Source organism: Nocardia sp. NPDC051900, from assembly GCF_044452545.1.
GTDB lineage: Bacteria > Actinomycetota > Actinomycetes > Mycobacteriales > Mycobacteriaceae > Nocardia > Nocardia sichangensis.
The window spans coordinates 14,840-40,208 of record NZ_JBITBU010000008.1; the positions used below are offsets into that span (position 1 = coordinate 14,840).

Consider the following 25,369-nt stretch of genomic DNA (forward strand, 5'->3'; position numbering starts at 1 on the left):
GGCTCAGAACAACTCGTCGAGCAGCCGGTAATACGTCAAGCGGCTCTCGTCCGGCTCGGCCAGTCCGTAGGCCGCGAAGAAGGCCGTCACCTCCGCTTCGCCGAAATCCGCGCGCAGGTCGCGGGCGGCGAGCGCCAGATCACGGTAACGGTCGGCAACACCGAGCCCGCCGACATCGAGGAGGACGCCGTTCGCCAGCACGTTCGGCGGGGTGAAATCACCGTGCGCCACCACCAGATCCTCACGCTCCGGCCGCTGTGCCAGCAGCCGCTCGAGGATCTCCGCGGGGGTGGACCCGGCGTTGTCGTCGTCGAAATCGTCCGCGTCAACCAGACCTTCGACCACGTTGCGGCGCGCCCGCGCCAGCACGACGTCCAGGCGTCCGTCGAACGGGCACTCGGCGACCGGAATGCTGTGCAGCCGGCGCAACAACGCGCCGAGCACGGCGCCGGTCGAGGCCGCGTGAGCGCCGCCGGAGCCCGCCGACAAGCTGGGCGCGCCCACGTCCGCGAGTACCAGCACGTCGTCCTCGAACGCCGTCACCTCCGGCACGGCGATCCCGCGCTCACGCAGCCAGGTGAGCCGCCGATACTCGGCGACGGCCTTCGGACCGCGTTTGAGCCAGTAGGCGCCGTCGACGCGCACCACACCACCGCTCATGCCCTCGTGCTCGTACGACCAGCTCGGCACCTCGCCGAACAACGCCGCGACGGTGGGCGGCAACGGAATCGGCAGCTCGCCCAGCGTGTCCAGCGCGGTGCGGGTGGCTTCGATCTCCTCGGGATCGCCCTCGGCCACGCGCAGCCGCATCGCCTCGGCCAGCAGTTCGCGCGCCTCGGCCAGGTGGTTCCGTTCGGCGAGCGCCTTGCCCAGGTGCTGCACGGCGAACGAGAGCACCTCCGGCGCGGCTACCCGCGCGTGTTCCACGGCGCGGCGGTACAACGTCTCCGCGGTGCCCGCGTCGCCGCGATAGCGGTAGACGTCGCCCAAGTTGATCCACACGGTGATCCGGCGCCGCTCCGTGTCCACCAGTTCGAGCGCACGATCGAGGTGGTCGAGCGCCTCGTCGTAGCGGCCGAGCAGCATCAACTCGATGCCGGTCTGCCGGTAGCTCGCGAAGTCGTCGGGGCGCGCCTGCGCCACCCGGACCGCCAATCGTTCCGGGTCGTGCGGGATCATCCGCTGCCGCTCGTCGAACCGGTACAGCGGCTCGTCGCGCTCCACCTGCCCGGGGGCGCTCACCAGCGCGTCCTCGGCACGTCGAATTCGGCGCACAGGGCGCGCCAGACGTCGCGGGGATCGGTTCCGGCCTCGATGGCGGCGGCGCCGGTGCGCCCGCCCAACGCCGGGATCACGTGGTCGGTCAGCAGGGCGTCGCCGCGGGCCACACCGAACTCGGTGTGCAACAGTTCCTGAAACTCGGTCAACCGCACCGTCCCGAACTTACTCCCGTCCCGCGCGTTCGCTGGTCAGGGGCACGCCCGGCACCCGCTCCGGTCAGGGTTGGACGGCGTAACAGACCTGGTGGCACAGGGCGACCGGGTCCGGGAAATCGCGCGTGGCGGCGGCCTCCCTCGCCGCTCGGGTGTAGCGCGGGTCGGCGAGGACCGCACCGACCGCGGCACGGACGGCCTCGGGTGAAAGCGGCCGGACGACGATCGAACTACCTTGTCGCGCCGCGCGATTGGCCAGCTCCCACTGGTCGCCGCCGCCGGGAACGGTGACGATCGGGACGCCGGCGGACAGCGTTTTGGCGAGCAGGCCGTGACCGCCGCCGCCGACGACGACGGACGCGTGGGTCAGCAGTTCGTCCTGCCGTCCCAACCCCGCCGTGGCCCATGGCGGAAGATCGGCGGGCGGCGTGTCCAGCATCGAAATGGCCACGCGGACACCGGTTCCCTCCAACGCCCGCAGGACGGTCTCGGCCATGCCCGCCACACCGGTGTGCGCGGTCGAGGGCGCGACCATGACCAGCGGCGCGTTCCCTGGCGGCAGGTCCAGGATCGCGTCGGTCGGCTCCCACAGCAGCGGGCCGATCACGTGGGCGGATTCCGGCCAGTCGGGGCGCGGTACCTCGAGCGCGGGCAGGGTGGCGATCAGGCGCGCGGCGGGCCCGGGATCGACCGCAGGCAGGCCGACGCTCTCGCGCGCCCGCTCCCGCTGGCGACGCCCGTTCCGCAGCGCGCGTGCGGTCATGCCGCGCAGTACGCCGTCGCGCACCCGACCGCGCAGACCCGAACCGGGCGCGAGCCCGCTTCCGATGGGCGGCAATCCCTTCGACGGCAGGTACAGCGGATGCGGGGACAGCTCAACCCATGGGACGCCGAGCCGTTCCGCGGCCATGCCGCCGCCCGCGGTCAGCACGTCGGAGATCACCAGTTCGGGCAGCATGGCGCTCAATTCGGGCAGGATCTCGGTAGAGATGTGCGCGGCCCGCTCGTGGATGCGCTGCCCGGCGTCGGCGTCGTCGTCCACCGGTCGCGGCGCCAGGCCTTTCAGTCTGCGCACCCCGATTCCGGCGGCGAGCGCGGCGTCGAACCACCGCGGACCGGTGAACAGGACCGGCTCGTCACCGGCGGCCAGGAATTTCGAGCACAACGCGATAGCGGGGAACGCGTGACCGGGATCGGGCCCCGCGACGACGGCTACTCGCATCCGCCTAGCCTGCCACACCCCCTTCGAGGTCGATCACACCCGCATCGCGACACCGCTCGCTACAGCTTGCTCACCGTCGACTTGTCCGAGCCCGAGACCGCCTTGTACAGCAGGTACAGCCCGAACACGATGGCGCTGATCACCAGGATGGGGAACAGGCCTTTGATCAGCGCGCCGATGACGGCCAGCGCGATCCAGACGACCGCGACGATGCCGATGATCTTCCACAACATTTCGATGCCTCCAAGAAGTCGGTTTCCGCTTCGAGCATGGCACTTGGATCAGCGGAAATCACCAGGTGGGGAGGCATTTCGGGGTGTAAATCAGGGTTCCCCCTTAGGCCGGCGCCCCGCTCGTCGCGCGGCGATCGGGGTTTCGCCGCCGACCGAAGATCTCCCGTCCCGAACACGCCACGATGGTGTGCGCGTCGGAGGACGCGCACACCATCGTCGAGGACGAGCCGATCAGCGAGGCTCGGCGTCCGGCAACTCGCCGGCCAGAGGATCGTCGTGCGGCATGCCATCCGGTTCCCGCATACCGAGATCGGCAGTGTCGACCGCGTAGGGGTCGACCATCGGATCCAGACCCATGCTCGACCGATCGCCGGACGCCGGCATCCGCAACGTCTCCTCGTCCGGACCCGGATTGTTCCGCATACGCGCGGTGGCGACGCCTCCCGGCTCCCCGGTCCGCCGCTCCGGCGGGCGGGTCATCGCGGGGCGGGTGCGCGGCGGCTGCGGCACCGGCTGCCTGCCGTAGACATCCCAGGCGGACTGATCCGGATCGATCTGATAGTGGTCGAACAGTTCCTGCTCGGCCTGTGGGCTGATCTGCCCGTTGTGGTCCAGCTGCGGCGAGGCCTTGACCGCGTCCTTACCGACTCGCACCTGCAACACGGCCGCCTCAGGGCGATGCTCGGCGCCCGCGAGCGGGACCAACGCGTCGGCGCTGAACAGACCGGTGGATACCGCGATCCAGGTGGGCGATCCGGAATTGTTGTCGACGTAGACCCGTTTGACCTTGCCGATCTTCTCGCCTTCGGGGCCGTACACCGAGCTGCCGATGAGCGTTTCCAGCATTTCAGTCATGGGTTCCTCCGCAGTTCGTCCGTGCGATGCGCAGCTCGACAGAACGCGGCTGTCCACCGCGCGTGCTGGGAAAAGCAGTTCAATCGCTGGTGGGTCGATCCGTGACGTCGGGGCTCGCGACGACGCGCTGCGTTCTGCGCGACAGCCGCACCGGGTCCTCGGCGCTGTCACACGTCAGATACCGGCTGACGTCCAGCCGCTGCGTGTCCTGGTCGAGCAGCGATCGACGGTAGGAAACATCGAGCATGACGTGCTCCTGCCAGTAGTGCATGTGCCCGGCCCCAGACGAGACCGGAAATGATCAGCTACATGATGGCAACTACCCGTGCATTCCTCGACCAAACCAGGCTCAGTACTCAATTCGTCGACACGCCGCGCCAGAAGTGACGACACAGCTATCTGATAGCTATTCGTTATGTATTTCGCTGCGAGTTCCCCGCGCGCCCACGCTTGATCAGCATCAGCGCCGACGGTCCGCTGGTGAATCGGAAGTCCTTGCCGCGATGGTCGACCTCGCCATCGGTGGCCAGCGACACCGCCTCCTCGGCGACCCGCACATCCACCCGGGAAACCCTGCGGTGCCGATAGGTGGGCGAATACTCCAGCGTGCCGGTGAACGTCGCGAAGACCAGCCGCAGCCGCGAGAACGGGACATCGGCGCGCAGGTAACGGACATCGAGGGTGCCGCCGCGCAACTCCGGACGCGACATGGGGATCTGGTCGGCCGGGTGGTAGGTGCCGTTGCCCACGAACAGCATCCAGAGCGCGGTGTGGGCGCCATCGACGGTGACGTGCAGCGGCTGGGCGCGGAACAGCACGCGCACCATGGCGATTCCCGCCGCGGGCCATTTGCCGATCCGCCGTTCCCAGCGCTCGCGAACACGGACGAAATCGGGATAACCGCCGAGACTGGCGGTGTTCACGAAGGTGCGCTGCTCGGCGCCGTCCAAACAAACACCCGCCACGTCGACCCGCACCGCTTCGCCCGCTTCCAGCCCGGCGACGGTCACGTCGGTCCGCTCCACTCCGGCGTCCCTGGCGAAGTGGTTCAGCGTGCCACCCGCGAATACCGCCAGCGGCAACCGGTGACGGACCGCGTACTCCGCGACGGCCGACACCGTTCCGTCCCCTCCGACGACGCCGAGAGCGCGGAGATCGTCGCGCCGCACCAGTTCGTCGACCCGCTCCTCGAAATCGTCGCCGCCCAGTTCCAGCACCTCGGCGGCGGGCAGTCGCTCACGCAGGTCGGCGAGCGCGTCGTCGCCATCGCCCGATCCCGCGTGCGGGTTGCCGATCAGCAGCAATCCGGCGCCCTTCGGCAGCGGGTCGATGTGTTCGACCGGACCGAGGGCGGCGGGTTCGTCGTCGCGCACCGCCCACCACCGCCGAGTGACCAGTGCGACCGCGCTACCGAACAGCGCGCCAGCGACCACATCGGAGGGCCAGTGCACGCCGATGTGCACACGCGAATATCCCACCGCGGCGGCGACCGGGGCCACCGCGACGGCCGCCGCGGGCGATTCCAACGCCAAGCCCGTCACGAAGGCCGCGGCGGAGGCCGCGTGCCCGGAGGGGAACGATGACGAGACCGGCGGCGCGACCAGCCTGCGCACGAACGGAACGGATTCGTCCGGCGGACGACGGCGCGGGAACAGCGGCTTGGCCACACCGTTGGCCACGCCGCTGGCGATGCTCAGCGCGAGCAACCCGCGCACCGCGCCGCGCCGGGCCGAGCGATCTCCGGCGACGAACAGGACCGCCCCGAGTGCCATCCACAACCGACTCTTGTCGGCGGCGGTGCTCAATGCCTTCAACGCCCGATCCGCCGGAGTCGCACGCACGCGCGCACTGCGGCCGACCAGCCAGCGATCCAGGCTGCTCGTCCTTCCGATCACCCCACCGTCGCGTTCGCGAGTCGAGAGAAACCGCATCGCCGCAGCCTACCGATCGCTCGAGCGCCGCGCCCACACGACCACTCGGTGCGGGCGCGAGCGCTCAGGCGCGCGCGGGATCCCCCGGCGCGGTCGAGACCGATGCGACTTCAGTGCACGGATGTACTCTGATCTTCAACGCCAAACGGCGCTGCGCGACAACAGGGAAGGGATGATCCAATGACGCAGACACCCCAATCAGCACACAGTCATGCACTGAATCTCCTCTGACGACCGGGACCCCGATGGAACAGACGAACGAGCTGGCACAGGAACTCGCGGCCGCGGCCCGGCGGCACGGTTCGGCGATCGCGGGAATCGTCGGATCGGCCGCCCGCAAAGCGTCGTGGGAAGTGCTCGACCTCATGGCCGAAAGCCGCGAACTCGTCGGCGCGGCGTTTCGGGCCAGGGCCGAGGAACTTCGCCGCCGGGACCGGCCGAGCTGACCGGCCCGGATCAGATCGGTGGCCGCGGCGACGCGGGCACCGATTTGTCGGCCACCTCGATGAGGGCCTGCGCCCACCCGTCCAGCCGGTCGGAGGCGTGGCGCAGATCCGCCACGATGGTGTCGAAGTTGTGCCGCACCACGGTGGTCTCCGGCACCGCGAGAATCCGGCCCGCCGCGGCCACCACCTGCTCGTACTCCGTGACGCCCGCGTCGAGCCTGGCCAGGATCAGCCGCAGGTTCTCGGTGAGCGCCACCGCCGCGGGCGAATTCGCGCTTCCGATGGCCCCGAGCCCCTGTTCCATCGCCGTGATGTCGGCAGCCAGCGCATGGAGCGCCGCCGCGCCCGAGGCGGCGGTCTCGAGCATGTCGGCCAGTTCGTCCGGGGGCAGCCGATGCGAGCGGGCGATCTGAACGCCCAAGCCGTGCAAGGCCTTCTCCGCGCGCACCAGACGCGCGATCGACGGCCGGGCGTTCGACCATACCGGTGGCTGCTTACGCGGGACGAACGCCGCATGCGGCAGCGGCGCTCCCCGCAGTCGCAGATAGCGACGAGTGCTCAGCGCCGCGCCGGTGACCAGTGCCACCGCGCCGCCGCCGACCACGACCACAGCCCACACCGGCGCCGAAAGGGCGACGAGGCCAACGGTTCCCACTGTGGTGAGGCCGGACACCGTGCCCAGCTGGAAGCTGCGGCGGCGGACCCTGCGGCGGCGGCGCAACTCCCGCTCCCGTGGGTCGGCCCAGCGCCGCACGGCGACGAGCGCGTTCTCACCGACTTCGCGAAGACTGTCCGGCAGGCTGCCCGGCTGTGGCGCGAGCGCGGCTTGGGCCCGGATCATCGCCGTCCCGCGCAGGCGCCGCGTTTCGGGCCGACGCTCGCGAAATGCACTGCCGCTCATACCTTCTCTCCCACCGGTTGCACACATCGGACAGACCGGGACCCGACTCGGCCGACGGCCGGCCGGTCGGGTCCCCACGCCTTGTCCTCCAGTGAACCAGCCCCCACCGACACGTGTTCGCCGAACACCCGGAGGCGGCTACTGCTGCGCGGCCTGTCCCTTGTTCATCTGCGGCTGTGCCGAACCGGCCTGTGCCGGATTGATGGCGGGCTGGGCGCCACCGGCGGGCAACTGGTCCCCGCGCATGGACGCGCGGATCTGCTCCAGTTTGCTGTGCCCGGCCATCTGGATGCTGGCCTGCTGCACCTCGAGCATGCGGCCCTGCACCGAATTCTGCGCGAGTTCCGCTGCGCCCAGCGCGTTGGCGTAGCGGCGCTCGATCTTCTCGCGCACCGCGTCCAGACTCGGCGTGCTGCCGGGCGCCGACAGCGTCGAATCCATCTGCTGCAGCGAGGCGGAGACCTGCTCCTGCATCTTGGCCTGCTCCAGCTGGCTGAGCAGCTTGGTGCGCTCGGCGACCTTCTGCTGCAACAGCATCGCGTTCTGCTCCACGGCCTTCTTCGCCTGGGCGGCCGCCTGCAGCGACTGGTCGTGCAGGACCTTCAGGTCCTCGACGGACTGCTCGGCGGTGACCAGTTGCGCGGCGAACGCCTCGGCGGCGTTGGTGTACTGGATCGCCTTCTCGGTGTCGCCCGCCGCGGTGGCCTGATCGGCCAGCAGGACGGCCTGACGTGCGTTGGCGTTGAGCTTCTCGACCTCGTCCAGCTGCCGGTTCAGCTTCATCTCCAGCTGACGCTGGTTGCCGATGACCGAGGCGGCCTGCTGCGAAAGGGCCTGGTGCTGCCGCTGGGCTTCCTCGATAGCCTGCTGAATCTGGACCTTCGGATCCGCGTGCTCCTCGATCTTCGCGTCGAAGAGGGCCATCAGGTATTTCCAGGCCTTGACGAACGGATTAGCCATCGATTGATCCCGCCTCCATCTGACATGCCGCGCTCCGGCGCGACTCCAGTGCGCGACCGTCACGCACCCGATATGTGCCTATCCTCCACCATGTGGCACCAGGGCCGGGCGAACCCGGCCCAACCGACGCCTACGGAGAATCTATCCGCTTTCCGCACCGGCCCGCAGCGTTGCCGCCGTGGCCGCAACTCGTCGCCGGTCACGCACCTTTCACCAGGACCAACATGTCCGATCGCGGAGCCGGGATGACGATCCGGGTGTCCTCCGCCAGCGGCAGCGGCCGCGGCGCGGCGTCGGCCGACATGGTTGCCGCCGCGGACGCGGACTCGGCCTGCGCGGCGGGCTCGGCCGCCGTCCGCTCCGGCTCGGCCGCGGCGGCCGCGGCCTCGTCCGCGGGCGCGCCGGCCGTCGCCGCGTCGACACCGGCCATGATCGTGCTCACATCCCACAGCACCCGCGACAGCGGGACGTCCAGCGCTTCGCAGATGGCGGCAAGCAGTTCGCTGGAGGCCTCCTTGCGACCCCGCTCGACTTCGGAGAGATAGCCGAGACTCACTCGCGCCGATGTCGACACCTCGCGCAAGGTCCGGCTCTGGGCGAGACGCGCACGCCGCAGACTGTCCCCGATCGCCTCTCGCAGCAGCGTCATCTCGTTCTCCTTCGCTCCCGGTCGCGGGGCCGACGCGATCGCCGACCCCACGCATGCCGTTCTTTCTGGCACAACGTCGGAACCGGGGCGGATGGTTCCCGCCGGAAGCACCTCAGCCGCTCCGCCCGACGCGGTCGGCCGGGTCCGTGCCCGCCTCCCGCACACACCGCAGCAATTCCGCCACCGCCGTGCGCGTCGCACCGATTCTGATCGTCCACCGGTCGCCGGGGAGTTTCAACCGCATCACTTCGGTGTGCCCGGGACCGGCCAGTCCGAGGAAGACCGTGCCGACCGGGTGCCCGTCCTGCGAATCGGGGCCCGCCACGCCGGTCAGCCCCACACCCCAGTCCGCGCCGCAGCGCGTGCGCGCGCCGACGGCCAGCTGTTCGGCGGTGCTCGCCGCCACCGGGCCTTCGGCCGCGAGGACCTCCGCGTCGACCCCCGCGAGGCTGTGCTTGAGGTCGGTGGCGTAGACCACCAACCCGCCGCGCAGCACGGCACTGGCGCCCGGTACCCCGGCGATGGTCGCGGCGAGCAGACCCGCGGTCAGCGATTCCGCGGTGGCTACCGTTTGCCGCATAGTCACCAGCGCACGAACGAGATCGATGGCGGGCACGTCGGCGACCAGCGGATCGCTCATGCGCCGCGGTTCCGCCCCGGGCCGCCCGCGAACCACACCCGGGCCGCCTGGCCGATGTAGTCGAGGCCGGTGGCCACGGTCAGCGCGACCGCCACATACATCAGCAGCGTGCCGATACCGGCGACCCAGCCCGACAGCGGCAGCAGGAGCATGGCGATGGCCACCGACTGGACCAGTGTTTTCAGCTTTCCCCCGCGCCCTGCGGGAATGACTCCGCGCCGCACGACGATCAGACGCAGCAGTGTGACGCCGATCTCCCGGCCGCAGATCACCAACGTGATCCACCAGGCCAGGTCGCCGAGCACGGACAAACCGATCACCGCGGACCCGATCAGCGCCTTGTCCGCGATGGGATCGGCCAGTTTGCCGAAATCGGTCACCAACCCGTATTTGCGAGCCAATTGCCCGTCGAACCGGTCGGTGATCGCGGCGAGGCCGAACAGCGCCGCGGCGGCGATCCGCCAACCGGTCTGGTGACCATCTCCGGCGAACAGCGCGACGACGAACAGCGGCACGATCGCGATGCGCAACATGGTGAGCACGTTCGCGATGTTCAGCAGCGGAGGGCCGCTCTCGGCCTGCGCGGGTGCGAAGCCGGGACGGATCGGGGCGGGCGCGCTCCAGGGGCGGTCCGTCTCGTCGGGTTGCACGCTCATGCCATCGCCTCACCGGCGATCGGCTCGCTCACGGCCGCCTCGTCGGACCGCCGCGCCGCCCGGCGCGATGCGGTGAGTTGGACGAGTGGATCTGCGGCACACGTTCAGACTATCGGTAGCCGAGCCGACTACTGTGCACCCCATGACCTCTCGGGGACCACTAGGTGGTTCGACCAGCGACGCGTATCCGGGCGCGGCTTCGGCCGCGCAGAACTCCCTCCCGGTCGTCCGACGCGCGCGAACCTCCGACGTGCCCGAGATCAAACGCCTCGTCGACGTCTACGCAGGCCGCATCCTGCTGGAGAAGAACCTGGTCACCCTCTACGAGGCGGTACAGGAATTCTGGGTCGCCGAACTCGACGGCCGCGTGGTCGGCTGCGGGGCGCTGCACGTGCTGTGGGCCGATCTCGGGGAGGTGCGCACGGTCGCGGTGCATCCCGACGTCAAGGGCAGCGGTGTGGGCAAGCTCATCGTGCAACGTCTCGTCGCGGTGGCGCGCGAACTCGAGCTGGAACGGCTGTTCGTGCTGACCTTCGAGGTGGAGTTCTTCGGCAGGCACGGCTTCGTCGAGATCGATGGCACGCCGGTCACCGCCGAGGTGTACGCCGAGATGTGCCGCTCCTACGACACCGGCGTGGCCGAGTTCCTCGATTTGAGCTATGTGAAGCCGAACACTCTCGGCAATACTCGGATGCTGCTGACGCTCTGAGCCCGTCCCCCACAGGAAGCGATGCCCGTGCCGATCTTCGCCGTCCACTACGTCTATTCCGAGGCCACCGCCGCCGACCGCGACGTCCACCGACCCGAGCACCGAGCCTGGCTGGCCGGGCTGCTCGAGTCGGGCACCCTGCTGAGCAGCGGTCCGTACCCGGACGGGTCCGGAGCGCTGCTGCTCTTCCGCTCGCCGGACCCGGGACAGCTGAAGGACCTGCTCGCCCAGGACCCGTTCGCCCGGGCGAACCTCATCGATGACGTCCGCGCCGTGGAATGGGCCCCCGTCTTCGGCGCCTTCGCACCCTGAGCGGCTACCGGTCCGCTCGGACCCGCGTGCGGAGCAGGCTGGCGACCGTCGCGACCACCAGGATGACCAGGATCACACCCAGCGAGACCGACGTGGAGATCTCCGGGACCGCGACGTGCTCGCCGCCGTTGACGAACGGCAACGTGTTCTCGTGCAGGGCGTGCAGCACCAGCTTCATGCCGATGAACGCCAGGATCGCCGCCAGCCCGTAGGACAGGTACACCAGCCGGTCGAGCAATCCGCCGATCAGGAAGTACAGCTGCCGCAGGCCCATGAGCGCGAACGCGTTCGCGGTGAAGACCAGGTACGGCTGCTCGGTCAGTCCGTAGATGGCCGGGATGGAGTCCAGCGCGAAGAGCAGGTCGGCGAACCCGATGGCCAGTAGCGCCAGCAACAACGGCGTGACCACCCGGCGTCCGTCCACTCTGGTCACCAGCTTGTCGCCGTCGTATTCATCGGTGGTCGGCAGGACCCGCTTGGCCAGCGCGACGATCCGGCTGTCTCGTTTCTCCTCGACCTCGACCTCGTGGCCGCTCTCGCGCAACAGCTTGACCGCGGTGTAGACGAGGAACATGCCGAACAGGTAGAACACCCAGCTGAACGCGCCGATCGCGGCCGCGCCGACGGCGATGAACGCGCCGCGCATGGCCAGGGCGAGCACGATGCCGATCAGCAGCACCTTCTGCTGGTAGATCCGCGGCACCGCGAAGGTGGACATGATGATCAGGAAGACGAACAGATTGTCGACCGAGAGCGCTTTCTCGGTGACGAAACCCGCGTAGTACTCCCCGGCGTAGGTCGAACCCCACTGCCAGGCGACCACGCCGCCGAACAGCAGCGCCAGCCCGATGTAGACCCCGGACCAGAAGCCGGATTCCCGGAACGTCGGCTCGTGCGGAGTGCGCACGTGGGCGTAGAAGTCGAAGACGAACAGACCGAGGATCACCACGACGGTGATCCCCCATTCGAGTGCGGTTACGTGCATGCGGCGTGCCGATCGAAGAACATGACGTCCATAATGCCCGATTTGTCCGTTACTGCGCGATAGCGGGGTGATTGCCGACCATAATTCCACATGCGTTCACCCGGCCGTTCGTGCCACCGTCGACGTTGGTGGCCGACGACTACCGCACCGCCTACTTCGAGACCGACGCCCGGTTCAGCCGGACCACCACGCACGAACGGAACCTCTCGGCAAGGTCGTGACCGCGCTGCCGCGGCGGACCTCACGCTGACCGGCCTGGTCGAACATCGCAGTGTTCCGTGGAACGCGCTGCCCGGCCTGATGACAACGGGCCGGGACGGTGAATGGCGGCTGGCCCGGCACCCGAAAGGCTACCGTTGAGCCATACCCTTCAGGCACGGAAGAACTGACCGGGTAGGGTCGTCGGCTAAGGAAAAGCGGTTCCCAACACCGACATCCGGTGTTACCTTCTGAGCCGGCGAAGATCAGACCACAGGAAGGCGAGACGATGACCGGGACAGCGGAGCGACAGGTGTCGCCGAGCGATGTCTCGCGCACCGGCGCCGCGCTATCGGCTTGGTCCGTCTCCTGGAGAGCCGCGCGGAGCCGCCCCTGAACGTGTCTTTCGCAGACCGTATCGAAAGGGGTCACTCCGCGGCGAATCGCCAGGAGCGACCCCTTTTTCGTGCGAACGGACGTAGCTCAGCCGGTAGAGCAGCGGTCTCCAAAACCGCGGGCCGGGGGTTCGAATCCCTCCGTCCGTGCCCAATCCTTCAGGTCGGAACCCCGACCGATCCCTCGTAGCCCAATCGGTAGAGGCGCCGGACCTAGATTCCGGTAGATGCGAGTTCGAATCTCGCCGAGGGAACCAGCCGGATCACTCCGACTCGTCGGAGTCGCCGCCGTCCCCGCCGCCGCGGATCGACCACAGCAACCCTTCCAGTTCATCGGGTTTCACCAGCACGTCGCGCGCCTTGGACCCCTCGCTCGGGCCGACCACGCCCCGGGTCTCCATGAGGTCCATCAGCCGTCCCGCCTTGGCGAAGCCGACGCGCAGCTTGCGCTGGAGCATGGAGGTGGACCCGAATTGCGAGGTGACCACGAGTTCCACCGCCTGCAAGAAGACGTCGAGATCGTCGCCGATATCGGGGTCGACGTCCTTCTTCTCGCCCGCCTTCGCGGCGGTGACGCCTTCTTGGTATTCCGGCTCCGCCTGGTTCTTGGTGAAGTCGACGACGCCGTGGATCTCCTCGTCGCTGATGAACGCACCCTGTAACCGGGTCGGCTTGCCCGCCCCCATCGGCAGGAACAAGCCGTCGCCCATGCCGATCAGCTTCTCCGCGCCGGGCTGGTCGAGGATGACCCGCGAGTCGGTCAGCGAGGAGGTCGCGAAGGCGAGCCGGGAGGGCACGTTGGTCTTGATCAGGCCGGTCACCACGTCCACCGACGGCCGCTGCGTGGCCAGCACGAGGTGGATGCCGGCCGCACGAGCCTTCTGCGTGATGCGGACGATGGCGTCCTCCACGTCGCGCGGAGCGGTCATCATGAGATCGGCCAGCTCGTCGACGATGGCGAGGATGTACGGGTAGGGCCGGTACACCCGTTCGCTGCCCAGCGGCGCGGTGATCGCCCCCGACTTCACCTTCTTGTTGAAGTCGTCGATGTGGCGCACCTTGTTGGCCTGCATGTCCTGGTAGCGCTGCTCCATCTCCTCCACCAGCCAGGCCAGGGCGGCCGCGGCCTTCTTCGGCTGGGTGATGATCGGCGTGATCAGGTGCGGAATGCCCTCGTACGGCGTCAGTTCCACCATCTTCGGATCGATCAGGATCATCCGTACCTCGTCCGGCGTCGCCCGCTGCAGCAGCGACACCAGCATCGAGTTCACGAAGCTGGACTTACCCGAACCGGTGGAACCGGCGACCAACAGGTGCGGCATCTTGGCCAGATTCGCCGAGACGAACTCACCCTCGATGTTCTTGCCAAGACCGATCACCAGCGGATGGTGGTCGGTGCGCGTGGAGGGCGCCTTGAGCACGTCGGCCAGCCGGACCAGCTCGCGGTCGGCGTTGGGCACCTCGATGCCGACCGCGGACTTGCCGGGGATCGGCGCGAGCAGCCGGACGTTCTCCGTCGCGACGGCGTAGGCGATGTTGCGCGCCAGCGCGGTGATCTTCTCCACCTTCACGCCGGGGCCGAGTTCGACCTCGTAGCGCGTCACCGTCGGGCCGCGCACGAAGCCGGTCACCGCGGCGTCGATCTTGAACTGCACCAGCACCTCGGTGATCGCCTCGATCATCGATTCGTTGGCGGCGCTGCGTTTCTTCGGCGGATCCCCGTCGGTCAGCAGCGACAACGGCGGCAACGTGTAGTCGCCTTCGACCTCACGGTCGGTGACGAACTCCAGCTGCTTCGGCGGCGGTGGCGTCTGATCCTCCACCACCGCGGCGGGGCGCTGCTTCTTCGGCTTCGGTTTCGGCGCGGGTTCCTCGACCCCGATCTGCTTGGCGTCGCGTAGCGGGGGCTCGCCCAGCGACTCGGTGACCGCGTCGGGATCGCCGAACTCGTCGGGCGGGTAGTTCTCCGCGGGCGTGCGACCGCGCCGCTTGGCGGCGGCGCGATGCACCGGGAATCCGTCGGCGTCGTAGTCGGCCGGGTCGTAGTCTCTATGCTCGCCGTCGAATTCGCCGTATTCGTCGCCACCTGTCTCGGTGCCGAGGTAGCGCCGCAGCTTGGCGGGGACCTCGCGCACCGTCGTCCCGGTCACCAGCAACGCGCCGAAGACGATGGCCAGCAAAAGGATCGGGACCGAGAGCCAGGCGGTGAGGCCGTCGGTCAGCGGCCCGCCGGTCACGAAGCCGACGAAACCGGCTGCGCGGGAACGCCCGTGCGCGTCGGTGGGGGCGCCCGCGGCGATGTGCCACAGCCCGAGGACCGGCAGGCCGATCAGCAGGCCGCCGAGCACCAGCCGCGGCCGGATCTCGGGGCGCGGTTCGGTGCGCATCAGGACGACGGCGATTCCGGAGGCGACGAACGGCAGGCATGCGGAGGCCGATCCGGAGATCGCGCGGATCACGTCCTCGACCAGGTGGCCGATGGGACCGCCTGCCGACAACCAGACCGCCGCCGCTATCACGGCGCTCACCGCGATCAGCGCCAGCGCTACGCCGTCGCGCCGATGTCCGTGTTCGATCTCGCCCGCACGGCTCAGGGCGCGTGTGGTGGCGCCGAGCCCGCGGGCCAGCATGGTCCAGCCGCTGCCGATACCCCGGCTGATCACCGTCAGCGGAGCCGTGTCGGACGGACGGCGCGCCGGGCGCCGGGCCGCGGTGGCGCGTCGGCGGGGCGTGGCGGTCGCCCTGGGCGTGGCTGCGCGGGGCGTGGCCGTGCGGGGCGTGGCCGCGCGAGACCGCGCCGCAGTGGTCCTCCCCCGCGCCGATCCCGCCCGCGCCCGACTGGTCGTGGTGCTGCGGGACTTACCTGCCATGGCCCCAGGCTAGCCGCAATCGCCCCATCCGGACCATCCGCAACACTGGTGCCGTTGCGCCTCTGGCGGCTTTTCGCCGATCCCCCGGTCCCGCGCGACGGGGTGGCGGCGCGGAAATCAGAACGACCGGTCGGACTCGAATACCGCCCGAACGGCCTCGGGAGATCCGGCGGTCTCCAGCCGCACTTCATCCCGGCCGAAGGCATGCAATACCAGTTCCGACGGCTTGCCGGTCAGCGTGACGACATCCTCGGCGGCGGACCGCACCACCGTGCGCCTGCCGTCCGGCGTCGCCAGCTCCACCGTGACCGGCGCCTTGCGGTAGGCCATCCTGGCCATCTTGCGCAGCACCGACCACAGCTGTTCCTCGTCGGCTGCGGGCAGTTCACGTGGCTGCCAACCGGGCTCGGCGCGGCGCACGTCCTCGTGATGGACGAACATCTCCGACAGATTGACCACGGCGTCGACCGGTCGCAGCGGCGACCACCACGGCGGGCCGGTACGCACCAGCTCCAGCAGTTCGGGGAACGGCTTGCCCGCCGCCTTCGCTTGCACACGCTCGAGATACCCCGCAAGCGGCTTCAGCAGGATGCCCGGCGCGGCGTCGGGCCGCCGTTCGCGAACCACCAAGTGCGCGGCCAAGTCCCGCACCGTCCACGTACCGCAGAGCGTCCGCGCGTCCGGTCCCGCGGCCTCCATCGCCGCGACGATTCCCCGGCGTTCCCGCTGTGCCATAGTCACACCCTGAACATACCGACCGCTCGGCCATGCTGCCGCGCGGCGCGACGCACCGCGATCACCGCAACCGCCGCGCCACCAGCCGATCCCGCACCGGGATCTGACCGCAGCGCGCGGCCGACCGCGGAAACCGAAGCACTGCCGCGCCTCGGCCTCATCCGGAACCGGATCGTTACGACCTTGCGGTTCAGCGGGTTTCACCGCACAAAAAAGGCAGCGTGAGTCCCGCCTCCGGGTTGCGAGGCAGCTGACCGTGGGCCACACTTGGCGCCACGCCGATCGACGTGCATCCATAGCATGGCATTCGCGGCTCTCCCTGCCGGGAAATCTCCGGCTAGCGTAATGAGAATCGGCTCTGTACCTTGTCACTCGGTCCATCGGGTCGTGGGCCAATGACAAGAAGGGGCAAATCCTCGTGAAGAAGTTTGCTACCGGTGTGGCCGCGCTCGCGGCGGTAGGTGCCGCGCTGGCTGTCAGCGCGCCTGCCGCGAATGCCTACACCAACAACTACGGCGCGATCGCGCTGTCCACCTCCACCGGTCTGATCGGGTACTCCTACGACTACCCGAACTCGGCTGCCGCGGAGCAACGCGCGATCAACTCTTGTGGCGCAGGGGATTGCCAGTCGGTGGTCTGGTTCCGCAACGGCTGCGGCGCCGTGGCGTACTCCAGCGGCACCGGCACCTGGAGCTGGGGGTACGCGTCGTCGCGGCGCAGCGCGCAGGGCCAGGCCTTGGCGCACAACGATTCCGATGCCTACATCGTGCACTGGAACTGCACGTCCAACCACGGCTGACGCCCGGAATTCGAGAAGGAAACAACGTGAAGCACCGCACTTTCCGGACCACCGTGGCCGTCGTCCTCACCGCACTGGCGTGCTCGTTGACCGCCTGCGCCTCCAACGACGACTCCTCGTCCCCGAGCACCAGCGCCGCTCCCGGGCACCCCGCGGGTGAATTGGAGGGCGGCTCGGGCAAGGGCGACAAGGAGGCAGGCTCCGCGCCGACCACGCCGTCCTCGCCCGTATTGCCGAAGTCCACCACGCAGCAGCTCAACGAGCGGCTGCAGAAGGCGTTCGACCCGAACGTGCCGAACACCGAGAAGATCAGCTGGATCCAGGCCGCCGAGCAGGATCCCTATCTGGTCGCCAACCTCGTCGACGCCGCGAAGAAGCAGAAGGTCACCGTCGAGGTCACCAACGTGGGCGACCCGAAGGACGGCAAGCTCAAGGCCGACGCCAAGGTCACCATCGACGGCACCCCGGTGGACAGCGCGTTCATCCAATTCGTGTCCGAGGGCGGCCAGTGGAAGGTCGACCACACCTTCGCCTGCAACATCGTCAAGAGCGCGAAGATCGAGTCCGCGGCCTGCCAGGAGTAAGCCGCTACCGCGTGAGAAGCGCCGGGCAGCTGGGCTGCCCGGCGCTTTTCGCTGTGCGGAAGGTCAGACGCCGATCACGGTCGGCACGATCATCGGACGACGACGGTAGGTATCGGCCACCCAACGGCCCACCACGCGGCGCACGCCCTGCGCGATGCGATGGGTGTCGGTGACGCCCTCGCCCGCCAGCCGCAGCAGTTCGGCTTCCACCAGTTCGGCCGCATCGAGCAGTGCGGTGGGATCGTCGGAGAAGCCGCGTCCGCTCAGCTCCGGCGTGCTCACCGCCTTACCGGTGGTCTCGTCGATGGCGACGGTGATGGCGATGAAACCGCCCTCGCCGAGCACCAGCCGGTCCGACAACGTCGATTCCCCGACGTCGCCCACCGAAAGCCCGTCGACGTAGACGTGTCCCACCGGCACCCGGCCGACGACCGAGGCTATGCCGTCGACCAAGTCGACCACCACGCCGTCCTCGGCGAGCACCACCCGCTCCTGCGGCACCCCGGTCGCCACCGCCAGCGCCGCGTTCGCACGCAGGTGGCGCCACTCGCCGTGCACCGGCATCGCGTTGGTCGGACGCACCGCGTTGTACAGGTACAGCAGCTCGCCCGCCGAGGCGTGCCCGGAGACGTGCACCTTGGCGTTCTGCTGGGTGATCACCGTGGCTCCGAGCCGAGCCAGGCCGTTGACCACCGCGAACACCGAGTTCTCGTTCCCCGGGATGAGCGAGGAGGCCAGCACCACCAGGTCGTCGGGGCGGATGTTGATCTGCCGGTGGTCGCCGCGCGCCATCCGCGACAGCGCCGACAGCGGCTCGCCCTGCGAACCCGTCGAGATCAGCACCAAGCGATGGCCGGGCAAGGTGGCGGCGACGTCGAGGTCGACGACCACGCCCTCCGGCACGGTGAGATAGCCCAGATCCTGGGCGATCTGCATATTGCGGACCATCGAGCGGCCGACGAAGCACACCCGCCGCCCGTACTTCTGGGCCACGTCGACGACCTGCTGGATGCGGTGCACGTGACTGGCGAAGGATGCGACGATGACCCGGCCGCGTGCCTTGCCGATCACCGAGTCCAGCACGCCGCCGATCTCCCGCTCCGGCGTGACGAAGCCGGGGACCTCGGCGTTGGTGGAGTCCACCAGGAACAAATCGACGCCCTCGTCACCGAGCCGGGAGAATCCGGCCAGGTCGGTGAGCCGCCCGTCCAGCGGAAGCTGGTCGAGCTTGATGTCACCGGTGTGCAGGGCGACGCCGGCCGGCGTGCGGATGGCGACGGCGAGCGCGTCGGGAATGGAGTGGTTGACGGCGAAGTACTCGCAGCCGAACGGGCCGTGCGCGGTGTGCTGCCCCTCGGTCACTTCGATGAGCTTCGGGTGCAGGCGGTGTTCCCGGCACTTCGCGGCGACCAGCGCCAGGGTGAACTTCGAGCCGACGACCGGGATGTCGGGCCGCAGCCGCAGCAGGAACGGCACCGCCCCGATGTGGTCCTCGTGCCCGTGCGTGAGCACGACGGCCACGACATCGGCGATCCGGTCCTCGATGGGGCGGAAGTCCGGCAGGATCAGGTCGACACCGGGCTGCTGGTCCTCCGGGAACAGCACGCCGCAGTCGACGATCAGCAGTTGGCCGCCGTACTCGAAAACCGTCATATTGCGGCCGATTTCGCCGATGCCGCCGAGGGCGACCACGCGCAGGCCGTTTTCGGGGAGGGCGGGCGGAGCGCCGAGCCGGTCGTGCGCGGCGATCGGATCCGCCTGCGCCGGAGGCTCTTCGACCCGCCGCGCACCGGACTGTCCCCGTCCGCGGCCCGCTCGCCGGGATCCCGCATCCTGCGTCCTGGTCTGTCGACGCGCCTGCGCGGGCGCGGGCTGCTCGGCTGGAACGGCGGGCACCGTCGTCTCGTCGAGCGCCGGTTCGGGCAGCGCGACGGTTTCCGACGGCGTCTGCTCGGCCGGTGCGGCGGGGGCGGGCGCTCCGGCGGGACGGGACGCGCCGCGACGGCGGCGACGGGGTAGGGACTCGCTCACGAAAGCACTCCCACCGCTCGCAGGTCCGCGGCGAGCACTTCCAGCTGCTCGCCGGTCGGCATCAGTTGCGGCAGGCGCGGTTCGCCGACCTCCACGCCGAGCAGCCGCAAACCACCCTTGCTCATCGCGACGCCGCCCAGCCTGGCCATCGCGGCGTGCAGCGGCAGCAGCGTGGTGTTGATCTCGCGGGCGCGCACGACCTCGCCCGCCGTGTACGCCTCCAGCAGCGCGCGCAGCCGTTCGGGCGCGAGATGTCCGATGACGCTGATGAATCCGGCCGCGCCGACCGACAGCCAGGGCAGGTTGAGCGCGTCGTCACCGGAGTAGAACGCCAGGCCGGTGCTCGCGATGAGTTCGGCGCCCATGTTCAGGTCGCCCTTGGCGTCCTTGACCGCGACGATGCGCGGATGCTCGGCGAGCTTGCGGATGGTGTCGCTGGCGATCGGCACCACCGACCGTCCGGGGATGTCGTACAGCGTGACCGGCAGATCGGTGGCATCCGCGACGGCGGTGAAATGAGCGATCAGTCCCTCCTGCGAGGGCCGGGAGTAGTACGGCGTCACCACGAGCAAACCGTGCGCACCCGCCCGCTGCGCGTTGCGCGCGAGCTCGATCGAATGGGCGGTGTCGTAGGTGCCCGCCCCCGCGATCACGGTCGCCCGCTTGCCGACGGCGTCGACGACGGCGCGCAGCAGATCGGCCTTCTCCGATTCGGTGGTGGTCGGCGATTCACCGGTAGTTCCCGAGATCGCGAGCAGGTCGACGCCGCGGTCGACCAGGCGGGCCGCGAGCGCGACCCCGGCATCGACGTCGAGCTTGCCGTCGGCGCTGAAGGGGGTCACCATAGCGACACCTACCGTGCCGGACGCACGCAGCTCCGTTGGCGTCGATTCACCGTTCTTCATGGTCAGAAAGGCTACCCGGTCGGGGACACGCCCTCGACACCGTCGTCGGCGATCAGGCCGCAACAAGGACGCGAATCCATATCGACGACGGTGCGATGATGTCATTTCGCCGCTTGCCCGATGTCATTCATGACGTCACACTGACATCATGGATTTGAACAAATACACCGGCCAACTGCGCGAGAACCTGATCGCCGCCGCGGCGCTCGGTGACGAGAAGACGCAGGCCACGGCGGCCGCACTGGCCGCGGCGACGGAAGGCCCGGCCCGCTTGGCGCTGCTCGCCGCGCTGTCGGACCTCGCCGCCGAGGTCAGCGCCGCGCTCGGCGACCGCACGGTGCACGTCTCGGTCGACGGCACCGACGCCTCCATCGATGTGCGCAAGAGCACGGTGGGCGAGCAGAGCGCCTCCTTCGAGGAGATGACCGGGGACATCAGCAGGGTCACGCTGCGGCTGGTGGAACAGATGAAGGCGCGTGCGGAAGAGGCTGCCGCACAGAGTGGTCAGTCCCTGAACTCGTGGCTGTCGAGCGCCGTCCACGGAGCATTGCGCGATCAGATGCGCGGGTACGGGCCCAAACGAGACATCTGACCCGAACGCGCTACAGCAATGCGGCGAGATTGCCGCGATCGCCTGTCGCGACCTCGTCCAGTTCGAGCCAGTCCGCCAGCTCGCGCAGCGCGCCGCCGAGGGCCTGCGCGGTGGCCGGAGTGTCGTAGCCGGGCTCGGCGAACGCGGCCGGCACCCACAACCGGCCGTTCGCGCGTTCCGCCCGCAGATCGACGCGGCCCACGAGTTCGCCGTCGAGCAGGAACGGGAAGACGTAATACCCGTGCACCCGTTTGTGTTCCGGGGTGTAGATCTCGATGCGGTAGTGGAAGTCGAAGATCCGCTCCGTACGGGCGCGGAAGAAGATGAGCGGGTCGAACGGGCACAGCAGCGCCGCGCCTTCGATGCGACGCGGCGTGGGAGTGCCCGCCCGCAGATAAGCCGGTTTCCCCCAGCCCGCCACCTCCACCGGGATCAGCTCGCCCGCGTCCACCAGATCGGCGATGGCGGGTTCGGTCTGGGTGCGCTGGAGGCGGTAGTAGTCCCGCAGGTCCGCTTCGGTGCCGATGCCGTGCGCGGTGGCGGCACGCAGCACGAGCTCACGAACGGCGTCCTGCTCGGTGACGTCGCGTGCCAGCACCTCGGCGGGCAGCACCCGCTCGGTCAGATCGTAGTGCCTGGTGAACCCCACACGCGTGGCCACAGACAGCGCGCCCGCCGCGAAGAGTTGCTCGCAGATCATCTTCGTATCGCTGAGATTCCACCAGGAGCCCTTCGGCCGCGGCTTGTCCAGCTCCAGGTGACGCTCCACCTCACCCGCGGTGGCCGGGCCCACCGCGGTGATCACGTCCAGGATGTCCTTGCCCAAGGTCGGATTGCGCTCGACCACCTTGCGCATGCCGGACCAGCGCCCGTGCTCGTAGCGCCGCATCCGCCAGCGCAGCAGCGGCCAGTCCTCGACCGGGATGAGCGCGGCCTCGTGCGCCCAATACTCGACGAGCGACCGTGGCCGCCGCGAGCCGTTGCTCCACGCGGCTTGATCCAGGAGCGTGCGGTCGTAGGGCCCGATCCGGCTGAACACCGGCGCGTAATGCGCCCGCACCACCGCCGACACCGAATCCAGCTGCAGCAGTTGCGTCCGGTCCAGCACGCCGAGCACCGTCCGCCGCGTGATCCGACCGGGCTTGCGCGCCCCGAAGCCCTGCGCCGCCAACGCCGTTCGCCGCGCCGCCGCCGCACTCATCTTCCGCATAACCGACAACGATGCCATGGGGCACCGACAGGTCAGGTGGATACCGTGACCGCGCCCGTGGCGTCGATCTCGGTGCGGCGGTCGCGGTCCGACGCGGTGGCCAGGACGGTCGCCAGGATGCGGCGGCCGGTCGGGAGGATGCGGACGGTGACCGAACCGTCGTTGGCGGCGTCCAGTTCTTTGGTGGCGGCGTCGATCACCTGCTGGCGCACCCGATGCGAGACGCCGGTGAAACCGCCGTCGTCGAGCAGGATCACCTCGACACCGCGGGAGCGCGCTCCGCGGGCGGCGCTGCTGAGTTGGTCGGTGGCCAGCTGCGGTGCCCGAAGCCCGTCGCGGAGTTCGGCTTCCAGGAGCCTGCACTGTTCCCGCTCGGCGGCGGTGAGTTCGTCGCCGTCGGCGATGCGTTCCAGGATCGGGCGCGCCACCGCGTCCAACCGAGCCAGCTGACGGGTGCGTTCGGAGTTCTCCGCGGCCATGGCGGCTTCGGCGGCGGCGCGCATGGCCGCTTCGTCGCGCAGCAGCCGCAGCGATCGCTGGGTGGGCCGCATGATCGCCGCGAACAGGGAAACCCCGGCGACCGTGGCGACCGGCACGATCGAACCGACGACGACGCCCTCCCGCAGGCCCGCCACCACACCGACCACGGCGATCACCACGCCGATGCCGGCGACACCGAGCCAGGCCGCGGCCGATCGTCCGCGCAGCACCAGCACGGCCAGCACGTAGGACGCGGCGAACGCCGTCCACACCTGCTTCGACCAACCGTGCTCGACATCGAACGAGGTCAGGGTGGTGGCCAGCGGTCCGGAGGCGGCGACGAACACGGTCGCGGGCCAAGGCAGCGGGTCGGTCGGCGCCGCCATCACCACGACACCGGCCAGCGCCAGCACGACCAGTGCCGCGACCGCCGCGGCCACCGGCGATTCCGAGAAGTTCCGGACCATGTACAGCACGATGGTCGCTTCGAGCACGACCAGGAACAACCAGGCCGCGCGGTCGCGGAGCCCGAGCAGATCGCGCAACCCGAATTCGGTTTCCGTCTCAGCCATTTCCGCCCCACACCAGCGTCACGGTCGTTCCCTCGCCCGGCTCGGATTCCACGAACCCGGCGCCGCCGGACAGCTGACGCATGCGGCCCAGGATGCTCACCGAGATGCCGAGCCGATCGACGGGCACCGCGCTCAGGTCGAAGCCCGCTCCGTCGTCGCGGAACACCACGCGAATCCCGCCGGCGCTGATCGTCACAGTGACGGTCCGGCGCACCTCTCGCCCGACGACGGTGGCGTGCCGCAGGCTGTTGCGCACGGCCTCGGCCAGCGCGGCCGCGATCGTGCTCGCGGCGTCCACCGGCAGGTGCAGATCGTCGAATCCGGCCCAGCGTCGCGTGGTGAACCGGATACCGGGGTTCACCTCGTGCACGGCCGAGCGCAGGAACCCGATCGCGGATTGCGCGTCCAGGCGGTCGAGTTCGATCTCGGCGCCCCGGCACTCGTCGAGTTGTTCCAGGGTCCGTTCGGCTTGGCGGCGCAGCACCGGAGATTCGGTCCCGGTGCGAGAGGCATCCAGCAGAGTGGACAGCACGGCGTCATGGATCAGCGCGGCGAATCGCGCTCGTTCCCGTTCCCGGGCCGCCGTGCCCGCGACCGCCGCCGCGCGGCTGCTCTCGATCGCCGACTCACGATCCACTCGGGCCGCCGCCGCCCTGGCATAGATCACGCACCACAGGAACAGCGCGCTCAGTCCCGCCGCCCTGGCGAAATCGCCCAGCAGCGCGAGTGCGGTGGTCTCCCGCAGCACGACCAGATTGGCCAGCGCGCTGAACGCCGCACCCACCACCAGGTAGGCCACGGCCAGCGGTGGACGCCAGGCGAGCACGGCCGCGAGCACGCCGAGTGCCAACACCCGATACAGCCACACCGAAGCCGCTTCGGCATTCGGCGCCGCGTACGCCACCGGAACCACCGCCATCGCCCCGAGGAAACTCACCGCCGCCGCACCGGCCACCCGCTGGATCACGCGCGGGCCCATACCGACCGAAACGACCGCGAGCACCGGGAACAGTCCGAACGCCAGCACCACCTCGACGATCGTCCACTGAACGGGCACGAAGCGGCCCTGATCGGCGATCTCGGGCAGCTCCACGATCGCGGCGATCACGCCGGCGATGCCGATGGCGAAACCGAACCGGCGCAGGATGCGATCGGCGGCGCCCTCGGAGGCCTTCTCCCTGGACAGCGCGACGACTCCGCGACGCCAACGGCTCGCACGCGGCCGGTCGAGCGGGCGGGAACGGGGGTGCGACGGAGTGTCCAGCATGCTGGACGCGGTCATCCGCGCTGCCGCTCGGGAACCGGCAACCACCCGTCCTCCACCGCCCGCTTGTAGAGGTCGGTCTTGGTGGGCGCCGGACGACCGGCGTCGGCGTACTTCTGCCGGATCCGGCCGAGATAGTCGTTGACCGTCTGCTCGGACAGGCCGGTCAACCGCGCGACCCGGGATGCCTTCTCCCCGGACGCGTACAGCGTGAGCACTTCCTCCTGGCGCGGGCTCAGGCCCACGTCGGACAGCTGCGGATCGCCGTCGATGGCGGCCGCCCAGTCGGTGGTGACCACCTGTTCGCCGCTGGCCGCACGGCGCACGGCGGCGACGACCGTCGGCACGTCCTCGGACTTGCGCACCACACCGAGCACCCCGGCGCGCGCGGCGGACCGCACCAGGAAGGCGTTGTCCGCGCCGGTGAAGACCAGCACCTCGATGCCGCGGTCACGCAGGGCGCGCACGTTGTCCTCGGGCGAGGACCCGTCGGCCAGCCGCAGGTCCAGCACCACCAGATCCAGCTTCGGCGCGCCGTCGGCGGCGGACAGCAGTTCCGGCACGGTGCCCGCGGTCAGCACCAGATCGAGATCCGTTTCCCGCGCGAGCATCGCGGCGAGACCGATCGCGACCGATTCGTGGTCCTCGACCAATCCGATTCGGCGCGGGGCGTTCTCGCTCCCTTCGGCCCAGGTCACCTGGCTCTCCCATCCCGAGGTACTCGTCCACATCCCCACCGCGACAACATCGCAGACAGTATGCCGGGCAATGGTGCGCCATGGTCAGACACCAGAATTCGGGG

27 protein-coding genes and 2 tRNA genes are annotated in these 25,369 nt (G+C 69.5%); 8 read left to right on the top strand and 21 right to left on the bottom strand.

Going from position 1 to position 25,369, the window contains the following annotated elements; all coding sequences use genetic code 11:
* Positions 1 to 3 precede the first annotated feature (3 nt).
* From ACIA5H_RS14805 to ACIA5H_RS14835, 7 genes are all read right to left on the bottom strand, one after another.
* Positions 4 to 1,242 carry an APH(3') family aminoglycoside O-phosphotransferase gene (locus ACIA5H_RS14805; RefSeq protein ID WP_397076513.1) on the bottom strand — a complete coding sequence of 413 codons (1,239 nt, stop codon included), beginning with the start codon at positions 1,240 to 1,242 and terminating at the stop codon, positions 4 to 6.
* Positions 1,239 to 1,433 carry a DUF3046 domain-containing protein gene (locus ACIA5H_RS14810; RefSeq protein WP_355070215.1) on the bottom strand — a complete coding sequence of 65 codons (195 nt, stop codon included), beginning with the start codon at positions 1,431 to 1,433 and terminating at the stop codon, positions 1,239 to 1,241. Before ACIA5H_RS14810 ends, ACIA5H_RS14805 begins: the two co-directional genes overlap by 4 nt.
* A 64-nt stretch (positions 1,434 to 1,497) precedes the next feature.
* Positions 1,498 to 2,655: a glycosyltransferase gene (locus ACIA5H_RS14815; RefSeq protein WP_379251286.1), complete on the bottom strand. Its 1,158-nt coding sequence runs from the start codon at positions 2,653 to 2,655 to the stop codon at positions 1,498 to 1,500.
* A gap of 59 nt (positions 2,656 to 2,714) precedes the next feature.
* Positions 2,715 to 2,888 carry a hypothetical protein gene (locus tag ACIA5H_RS14820; RefSeq protein ID WP_355070211.1) on the bottom strand — a complete coding sequence of 58 codons (174 nt, stop codon included), beginning with the start codon at positions 2,886 to 2,888 and terminating at the stop codon, positions 2,715 to 2,717.
* A 231-nt stretch (positions 2,889 to 3,119) separates the two neighbouring features.
* Positions 3,120 to 3,743, bottom strand: a complete 624-nt coding sequence (locus ACIA5H_RS14825; RefSeq protein WP_379251288.1) for a PRC-barrel domain-containing protein — start codon at positions 3,741 to 3,743, stop codon at positions 3,120 to 3,122.
* A gap of 79 nt (positions 3,744 to 3,822) precedes the next feature.
* Positions 3,823 to 3,990 (bottom strand): hypothetical protein, encoded by a 168-nt coding sequence (locus ACIA5H_RS14830; RefSeq protein ID WP_355070207.1) that lies wholly within the window; start codon positions 3,988 to 3,990, stop codon positions 3,823 to 3,825.
* Positions 3,991 to 4,156: 166 nt separating this feature from the next.
* Positions 4,157 to 5,674, bottom strand: a complete 1,518-nt coding sequence (locus ACIA5H_RS14835; RefSeq protein ID WP_397076517.1) for a bifunctional phosphatase PAP2/diacylglycerol kinase family protein — start codon at positions 5,672 to 5,674, stop codon at positions 4,157 to 4,159.
* Between the two features lie 245 nt (positions 5,675 to 5,919).
* Between ACIA5H_RS14835 and ACIA5H_RS14840 the strand changes: the two genes are divergently transcribed.
* Positions 5,920 to 6,120, top strand: coding sequence for a hypothetical protein (locus tag ACIA5H_RS14840; RefSeq protein ID WP_067809022.1), 201 nt, complete (start codon positions 5,920 to 5,922; stop codon positions 6,118 to 6,120).
* A gap of 10 nt (positions 6,121 to 6,130) precedes the next feature.
* Here ACIA5H_RS14840 and ACIA5H_RS14845 read toward each other — a convergent pair whose 3' ends face one another.
* The 5 genes from ACIA5H_RS14845 to pgsA form a co-directional block, all read right to left on the bottom strand.
* Complete coding sequence (locus ACIA5H_RS14845) at positions 6,131 to 7,021, bottom strand: hypothetical protein (RefSeq protein ID WP_397076519.1); 891 nt, start codon at positions 7,019 to 7,021, stop codon at positions 6,131 to 6,133.
* 138 nt (positions 7,022 to 7,159) lie between these two features.
* Positions 7,160 to 7,981: a PspA/IM30 family protein gene (locus ACIA5H_RS14850; protein WP_355070202.1), complete on the bottom strand. Its 822-nt coding sequence runs from the start codon at positions 7,979 to 7,981 to the stop codon at positions 7,160 to 7,162.
* 199 nt (positions 7,982 to 8,180) lie between these two features.
* Positions 8,181 to 8,630: a helix-turn-helix domain-containing protein gene (locus ACIA5H_RS14855; protein ID WP_379251295.1), complete on the bottom strand. Its 450-nt coding sequence runs from the start codon at positions 8,628 to 8,630 to the stop codon at positions 8,181 to 8,183.
* Positions 8,631 to 8,742: 112 nt separating this feature from the next.
* A complete protein-coding gene (locus ACIA5H_RS14860; protein ID WP_397076522.1) occupies positions 8,743 to 9,270 on the bottom strand; it encodes a CinA family protein in 528 nt (175 codons plus the stop codon).
* A complete protein-coding gene (gene pgsA, locus ACIA5H_RS14865; RefSeq protein ID WP_397076524.1) occupies positions 9,267 to 9,926 on the bottom strand; it encodes a CDP-diacylglycerol--glycerol-3-phosphate 3-phosphatidyltransferase in 660 nt (219 codons plus the stop codon). The genes ACIA5H_RS14860 and pgsA overlap by 4 nt, the downstream gene beginning before the upstream one ends.
* 142 nt (positions 9,927 to 10,068) lie before the next feature.
* On the opposite strand from pgsA, the gene ACIA5H_RS14870 reads away from it, so the two are divergent.
* Both ACIA5H_RS14870 and ACIA5H_RS14875 read left to right on the top strand, forming a co-directional pair.
* A complete protein-coding gene (locus ACIA5H_RS14870; protein WP_379251297.1) occupies positions 10,069 to 10,635 on the top strand; it encodes an amino-acid N-acetyltransferase in 567 nt (188 codons plus the stop codon).
* A gap of 21 nt (positions 10,636 to 10,656) precedes the next feature.
* Positions 10,657 to 10,947 (top strand): YciI family protein, encoded by a 291-nt coding sequence (locus ACIA5H_RS14875; protein ID WP_397076527.1) that lies wholly within the window; start codon positions 10,657 to 10,659, stop codon positions 10,945 to 10,947.
* A 4-nt stretch (positions 10,948 to 10,951) separates the two neighbouring features.
* On the opposite strand, the gene ACIA5H_RS14880 is transcribed toward ACIA5H_RS14875, so the two are convergent.
* Positions 10,952 to 11,932 (bottom strand): TerC family protein, encoded by a 981-nt coding sequence (locus tag ACIA5H_RS14880; protein ID WP_355070191.1) that lies wholly within the window; start codon positions 11,930 to 11,932, stop codon positions 10,952 to 10,954.
* 670 nt (positions 11,933 to 12,602) lie between these two features.
* Between ACIA5H_RS14880 and ACIA5H_RS14885 the strand changes: the two genes are divergently transcribed.
* Both ACIA5H_RS14885 and ACIA5H_RS14890 read left to right on the top strand, forming a co-directional pair.
* Positions 12,603 to 12,675 (top strand) — tRNA-Trp (locus tag ACIA5H_RS14885).
* A gap of 30 nt (positions 12,676 to 12,705) precedes the next feature.
* Positions 12,706 to 12,782: transfer RNA gene (locus tag ACIA5H_RS14890), tRNA-Leu, on the top strand.
* Positions 12,783 to 12,788: 6 nt separating this feature from the next.
* On the opposite strand, the gene ACIA5H_RS14895 is transcribed toward ACIA5H_RS14890, so the two are convergent.
* Both ACIA5H_RS14895 and ACIA5H_RS14900 read right to left on the bottom strand, forming a co-directional pair.
* The gene (locus ACIA5H_RS14895) at positions 12,789 to 15,395 is read right to left on the bottom strand and encodes a DNA translocase FtsK (protein ID WP_397076529.1); all 2,607 of its coding nucleotides are present in this window, start codon (positions 15,393 to 15,395) and stop codon (positions 12,789 to 12,791) included.
* Positions 15,396 to 15,512: 117 nt separating this feature from the next.
* Complete coding sequence (locus ACIA5H_RS14900; protein ID WP_397076531.1) at positions 15,513 to 16,136, bottom strand: TIGR03085 family metal-binding protein; 624 nt, start codon at positions 16,134 to 16,136, stop codon at positions 15,513 to 15,515.
* 412 nt (positions 16,137 to 16,548) lie between these two features.
* On the opposite strand from ACIA5H_RS14900, the gene ACIA5H_RS14905 reads away from it, so the two are divergent.
* Both ACIA5H_RS14905 and ACIA5H_RS14910 read left to right on the top strand, forming a co-directional pair.
* A complete protein-coding gene (locus ACIA5H_RS14905; RefSeq protein WP_355070184.1) occupies positions 16,549 to 16,929 on the top strand; it encodes a DUF4189 domain-containing protein in 381 nt (126 codons plus the stop codon).
* 26 nt (positions 16,930 to 16,955) lie between these two features.
* Positions 16,956 to 17,513, top strand: coding sequence for a hypothetical protein (locus tag ACIA5H_RS14910; RefSeq protein ID WP_397076534.1), 558 nt, complete (start codon positions 16,956 to 16,958; stop codon positions 17,511 to 17,513).
* A 63-nt stretch (positions 17,514 to 17,576) separates the two neighbouring features.
* Here the strand turns inward: ACIA5H_RS14910 and ACIA5H_RS14915 are convergent, their stop codons facing one another.
* Positions 17,577 to 19,544: a ribonuclease J gene (locus ACIA5H_RS14915; RefSeq protein ID WP_379251305.1), complete on the bottom strand. Its 1,968-nt coding sequence runs from the start codon at positions 19,542 to 19,544 to the stop codon at positions 17,577 to 17,579.
* Positions 19,541 to 20,449: a 4-hydroxy-tetrahydrodipicolinate synthase gene (gene dapA / locus ACIA5H_RS14920; protein ID WP_355070179.1), complete on the bottom strand. Its 909-nt coding sequence runs from the start codon at positions 20,447 to 20,449 to the stop codon at positions 19,541 to 19,543. Before dapA ends, ACIA5H_RS14915 begins: the two co-directional genes overlap by 4 nt.
* Positions 20,450 to 20,597: 148 nt before the next feature.
* On the opposite strand from dapA, the gene ACIA5H_RS14925 reads away from it, so the two are divergent.
* On the top strand, positions 20,598 to 21,041 hold the full coding sequence (locus ACIA5H_RS14925) for a hypothetical protein (protein WP_397076537.1): 444 nt from the start codon (positions 20,598 to 20,600) through the stop codon (positions 21,039 to 21,041).
* A gap of 10 nt (positions 21,042 to 21,051) precedes the next feature.
* On the opposite strand, the gene ACIA5H_RS14930 is transcribed toward ACIA5H_RS14925, so the two are convergent.
* From ACIA5H_RS14930 to ACIA5H_RS14945, 4 genes are read right to left on the bottom strand one after another with little or no spacing between them, the layout of a single operon-like run.
* The gene (locus ACIA5H_RS14930; RefSeq protein WP_397076539.1) at positions 21,052 to 22,251 is read right to left on the bottom strand and encodes a winged helix-turn-helix domain-containing protein; all 1,200 of its coding nucleotides are present in this window, start codon (positions 22,249 to 22,251) and stop codon (positions 21,052 to 21,054) included.
* A 32-nt stretch (positions 22,252 to 22,283) separates the two neighbouring features.
* A complete protein-coding gene (locus ACIA5H_RS14935; RefSeq protein WP_397076541.1) occupies positions 22,284 to 23,303 on the bottom strand; it encodes a hypothetical protein in 1,020 nt (339 codons plus the stop codon).
* On the bottom strand, positions 23,296 to 24,585 hold the full coding sequence (locus tag ACIA5H_RS14940; RefSeq protein ID WP_397076543.1) for a sensor histidine kinase: 1,290 nt from the start codon (positions 24,583 to 24,585) through the stop codon (positions 23,296 to 23,298). The genes ACIA5H_RS14935 and ACIA5H_RS14940 overlap by 8 nt, the downstream gene beginning before the upstream one ends.
* Positions 24,582 to 25,298 carry a DNA-binding response regulator gene (locus ACIA5H_RS14945; RefSeq protein WP_379251569.1) on the bottom strand — a complete coding sequence of 239 codons (717 nt, stop codon included), beginning with the start codon at positions 25,296 to 25,298 and terminating at the stop codon, positions 24,582 to 24,584. Before ACIA5H_RS14945 ends, ACIA5H_RS14940 begins: the two co-directional genes overlap by 4 nt.
* Positions 25,299 to 25,369: the final 71 nt, after the last annotated feature.

What these genes read in the sequence shown, in the direction of transcription:
- ACIA5H_RS14815 (WP_379251286.1), bottom strand. Translation starts at nt 2,655, where the DNA reads ATGCGAGTAGCCGTCGTCGCGGGGCCCGATCCCGGTCACGCGTTCCCC.
- ACIA5H_RS14820 (WP_355070211.1), bottom strand. Translation starts at nt 2,888, where the DNA reads ATGTTGTGGAAGATCATCGGCATCGTCGCGGTCGTCTGGATCGCGCTG.
- ACIA5H_RS14825 (WP_379251288.1), bottom strand. Translation starts at nt 3,743, where the DNA reads ATGACTGAAATGCTGGAAACGCTCATCGGCAGCTCGGTGTACGGCCCC.
- ACIA5H_RS14830 (WP_355070207.1), bottom strand. Translation starts at nt 3,990, where the DNA reads ATGCTCGATGTTTCCTACCGTCGATCGCTGCTCGACCAGGACACGCAG.
- ACIA5H_RS14835 (WP_397076517.1), bottom strand. Translation starts at nt 5,674, where the DNA reads ATGCGGTTTCTCTCGACTCGCGAACGCGACGGTGGGGTGATCGGAAGG.
- ACIA5H_RS14840 (WP_067809022.1), top strand. Translation starts at nt 5,920, where the DNA reads ATGGAACAGACGAACGAGCTGGCACAGGAACTCGCGGCCGCGGCCCGG.
- ACIA5H_RS14845 (WP_397076519.1), bottom strand. Translation starts at nt 7,021, where the DNA reads ATGAGCGGCAGTGCATTTCGCGAGCGTCGGCCCGAAACGCGGCGCCTG.
- ACIA5H_RS14850 (WP_355070202.1), bottom strand. Translation starts at nt 7,981, where the DNA reads ATGGCTAATCCGTTCGTCAAGGCCTGGAAATACCTGATGGCCCTCTTC.
- ACIA5H_RS14855 (WP_379251295.1), bottom strand. Translation starts at nt 8,630, where the DNA reads ATGACGCTGCTGCGAGAGGCGATCGGGGACAGTCTGCGGCGTGCGCGT.
- ACIA5H_RS14860 (WP_397076522.1), bottom strand. Translation starts at nt 9,270, where the DNA reads ATGAGCGATCCGCTGGTCGCCGACGTGCCCGCCATCGATCTCGTTCGT.
- pgsA (WP_397076524.1), bottom strand. Translation starts at nt 9,926, where the DNA reads ATGAGCGTGCAACCCGACGAGACGGACCGCCCCTGGAGCGCGCCCGCC.
- ACIA5H_RS14870 (WP_379251297.1), top strand. Translation starts at nt 10,069, where the DNA reads ATGACCTCTCGGGGACCACTAGGTGGTTCGACCAGCGACGCGTATCCG.
- ACIA5H_RS14875 (WP_397076527.1), top strand. Translation starts at nt 10,657, where the DNA reads ATGCCCGTGCCGATCTTCGCCGTCCACTACGTCTATTCCGAGGCCACC.
- ACIA5H_RS14880 (WP_355070191.1), bottom strand. Translation starts at nt 11,932, where the DNA reads ATGCACGTAACCGCACTCGAATGGGGGATCACCGTCGTGGTGATCCTC.
- ACIA5H_RS14895 (WP_397076529.1), bottom strand. Translation starts at nt 15,395, where the DNA reads ATGGCAGGTAAGTCCCGCAGCACCACGACCAGTCGGGCGCGGGCGGGA.
- dapA (WP_355070179.1), bottom strand. Translation starts at nt 20,449, where the DNA reads ATGAAGAACGGTGAATCGACGCCAACGGAGCTGCGTGCGTCCGGCACG.
- ACIA5H_RS14925 (WP_397076537.1), top strand. Translation starts at nt 20,598, where the DNA reads ATGGATTTGAACAAATACACCGGCCAACTGCGCGAGAACCTGATCGCC.
- ACIA5H_RS14930 (WP_397076539.1), bottom strand. Translation starts at nt 22,251, where the DNA reads ATGCGGAAGATGAGTGCGGCGGCGGCGCGGCGAACGGCGTTGGCGGCG.
- ACIA5H_RS14935 (WP_397076541.1), bottom strand. Translation starts at nt 23,303, where the DNA reads ATGGCTGAGACGGAAACCGAATTCGGGTTGCGCGATCTGCTCGGGCTC.
- ACIA5H_RS14940 (WP_397076543.1), bottom strand. Translation starts at nt 24,585, where the DNA reads ATGACCGCGTCCAGCATGCTGGACACTCCGTCGCACCCCCGTTCCCGC.
- ACIA5H_RS14945 (WP_379251569.1), bottom strand. Translation starts at nt 25,298, where the DNA reads ATGTGGACGAGTACCTCGGGATGGGAGAGCCAGGTGACCTGGGCCGAA.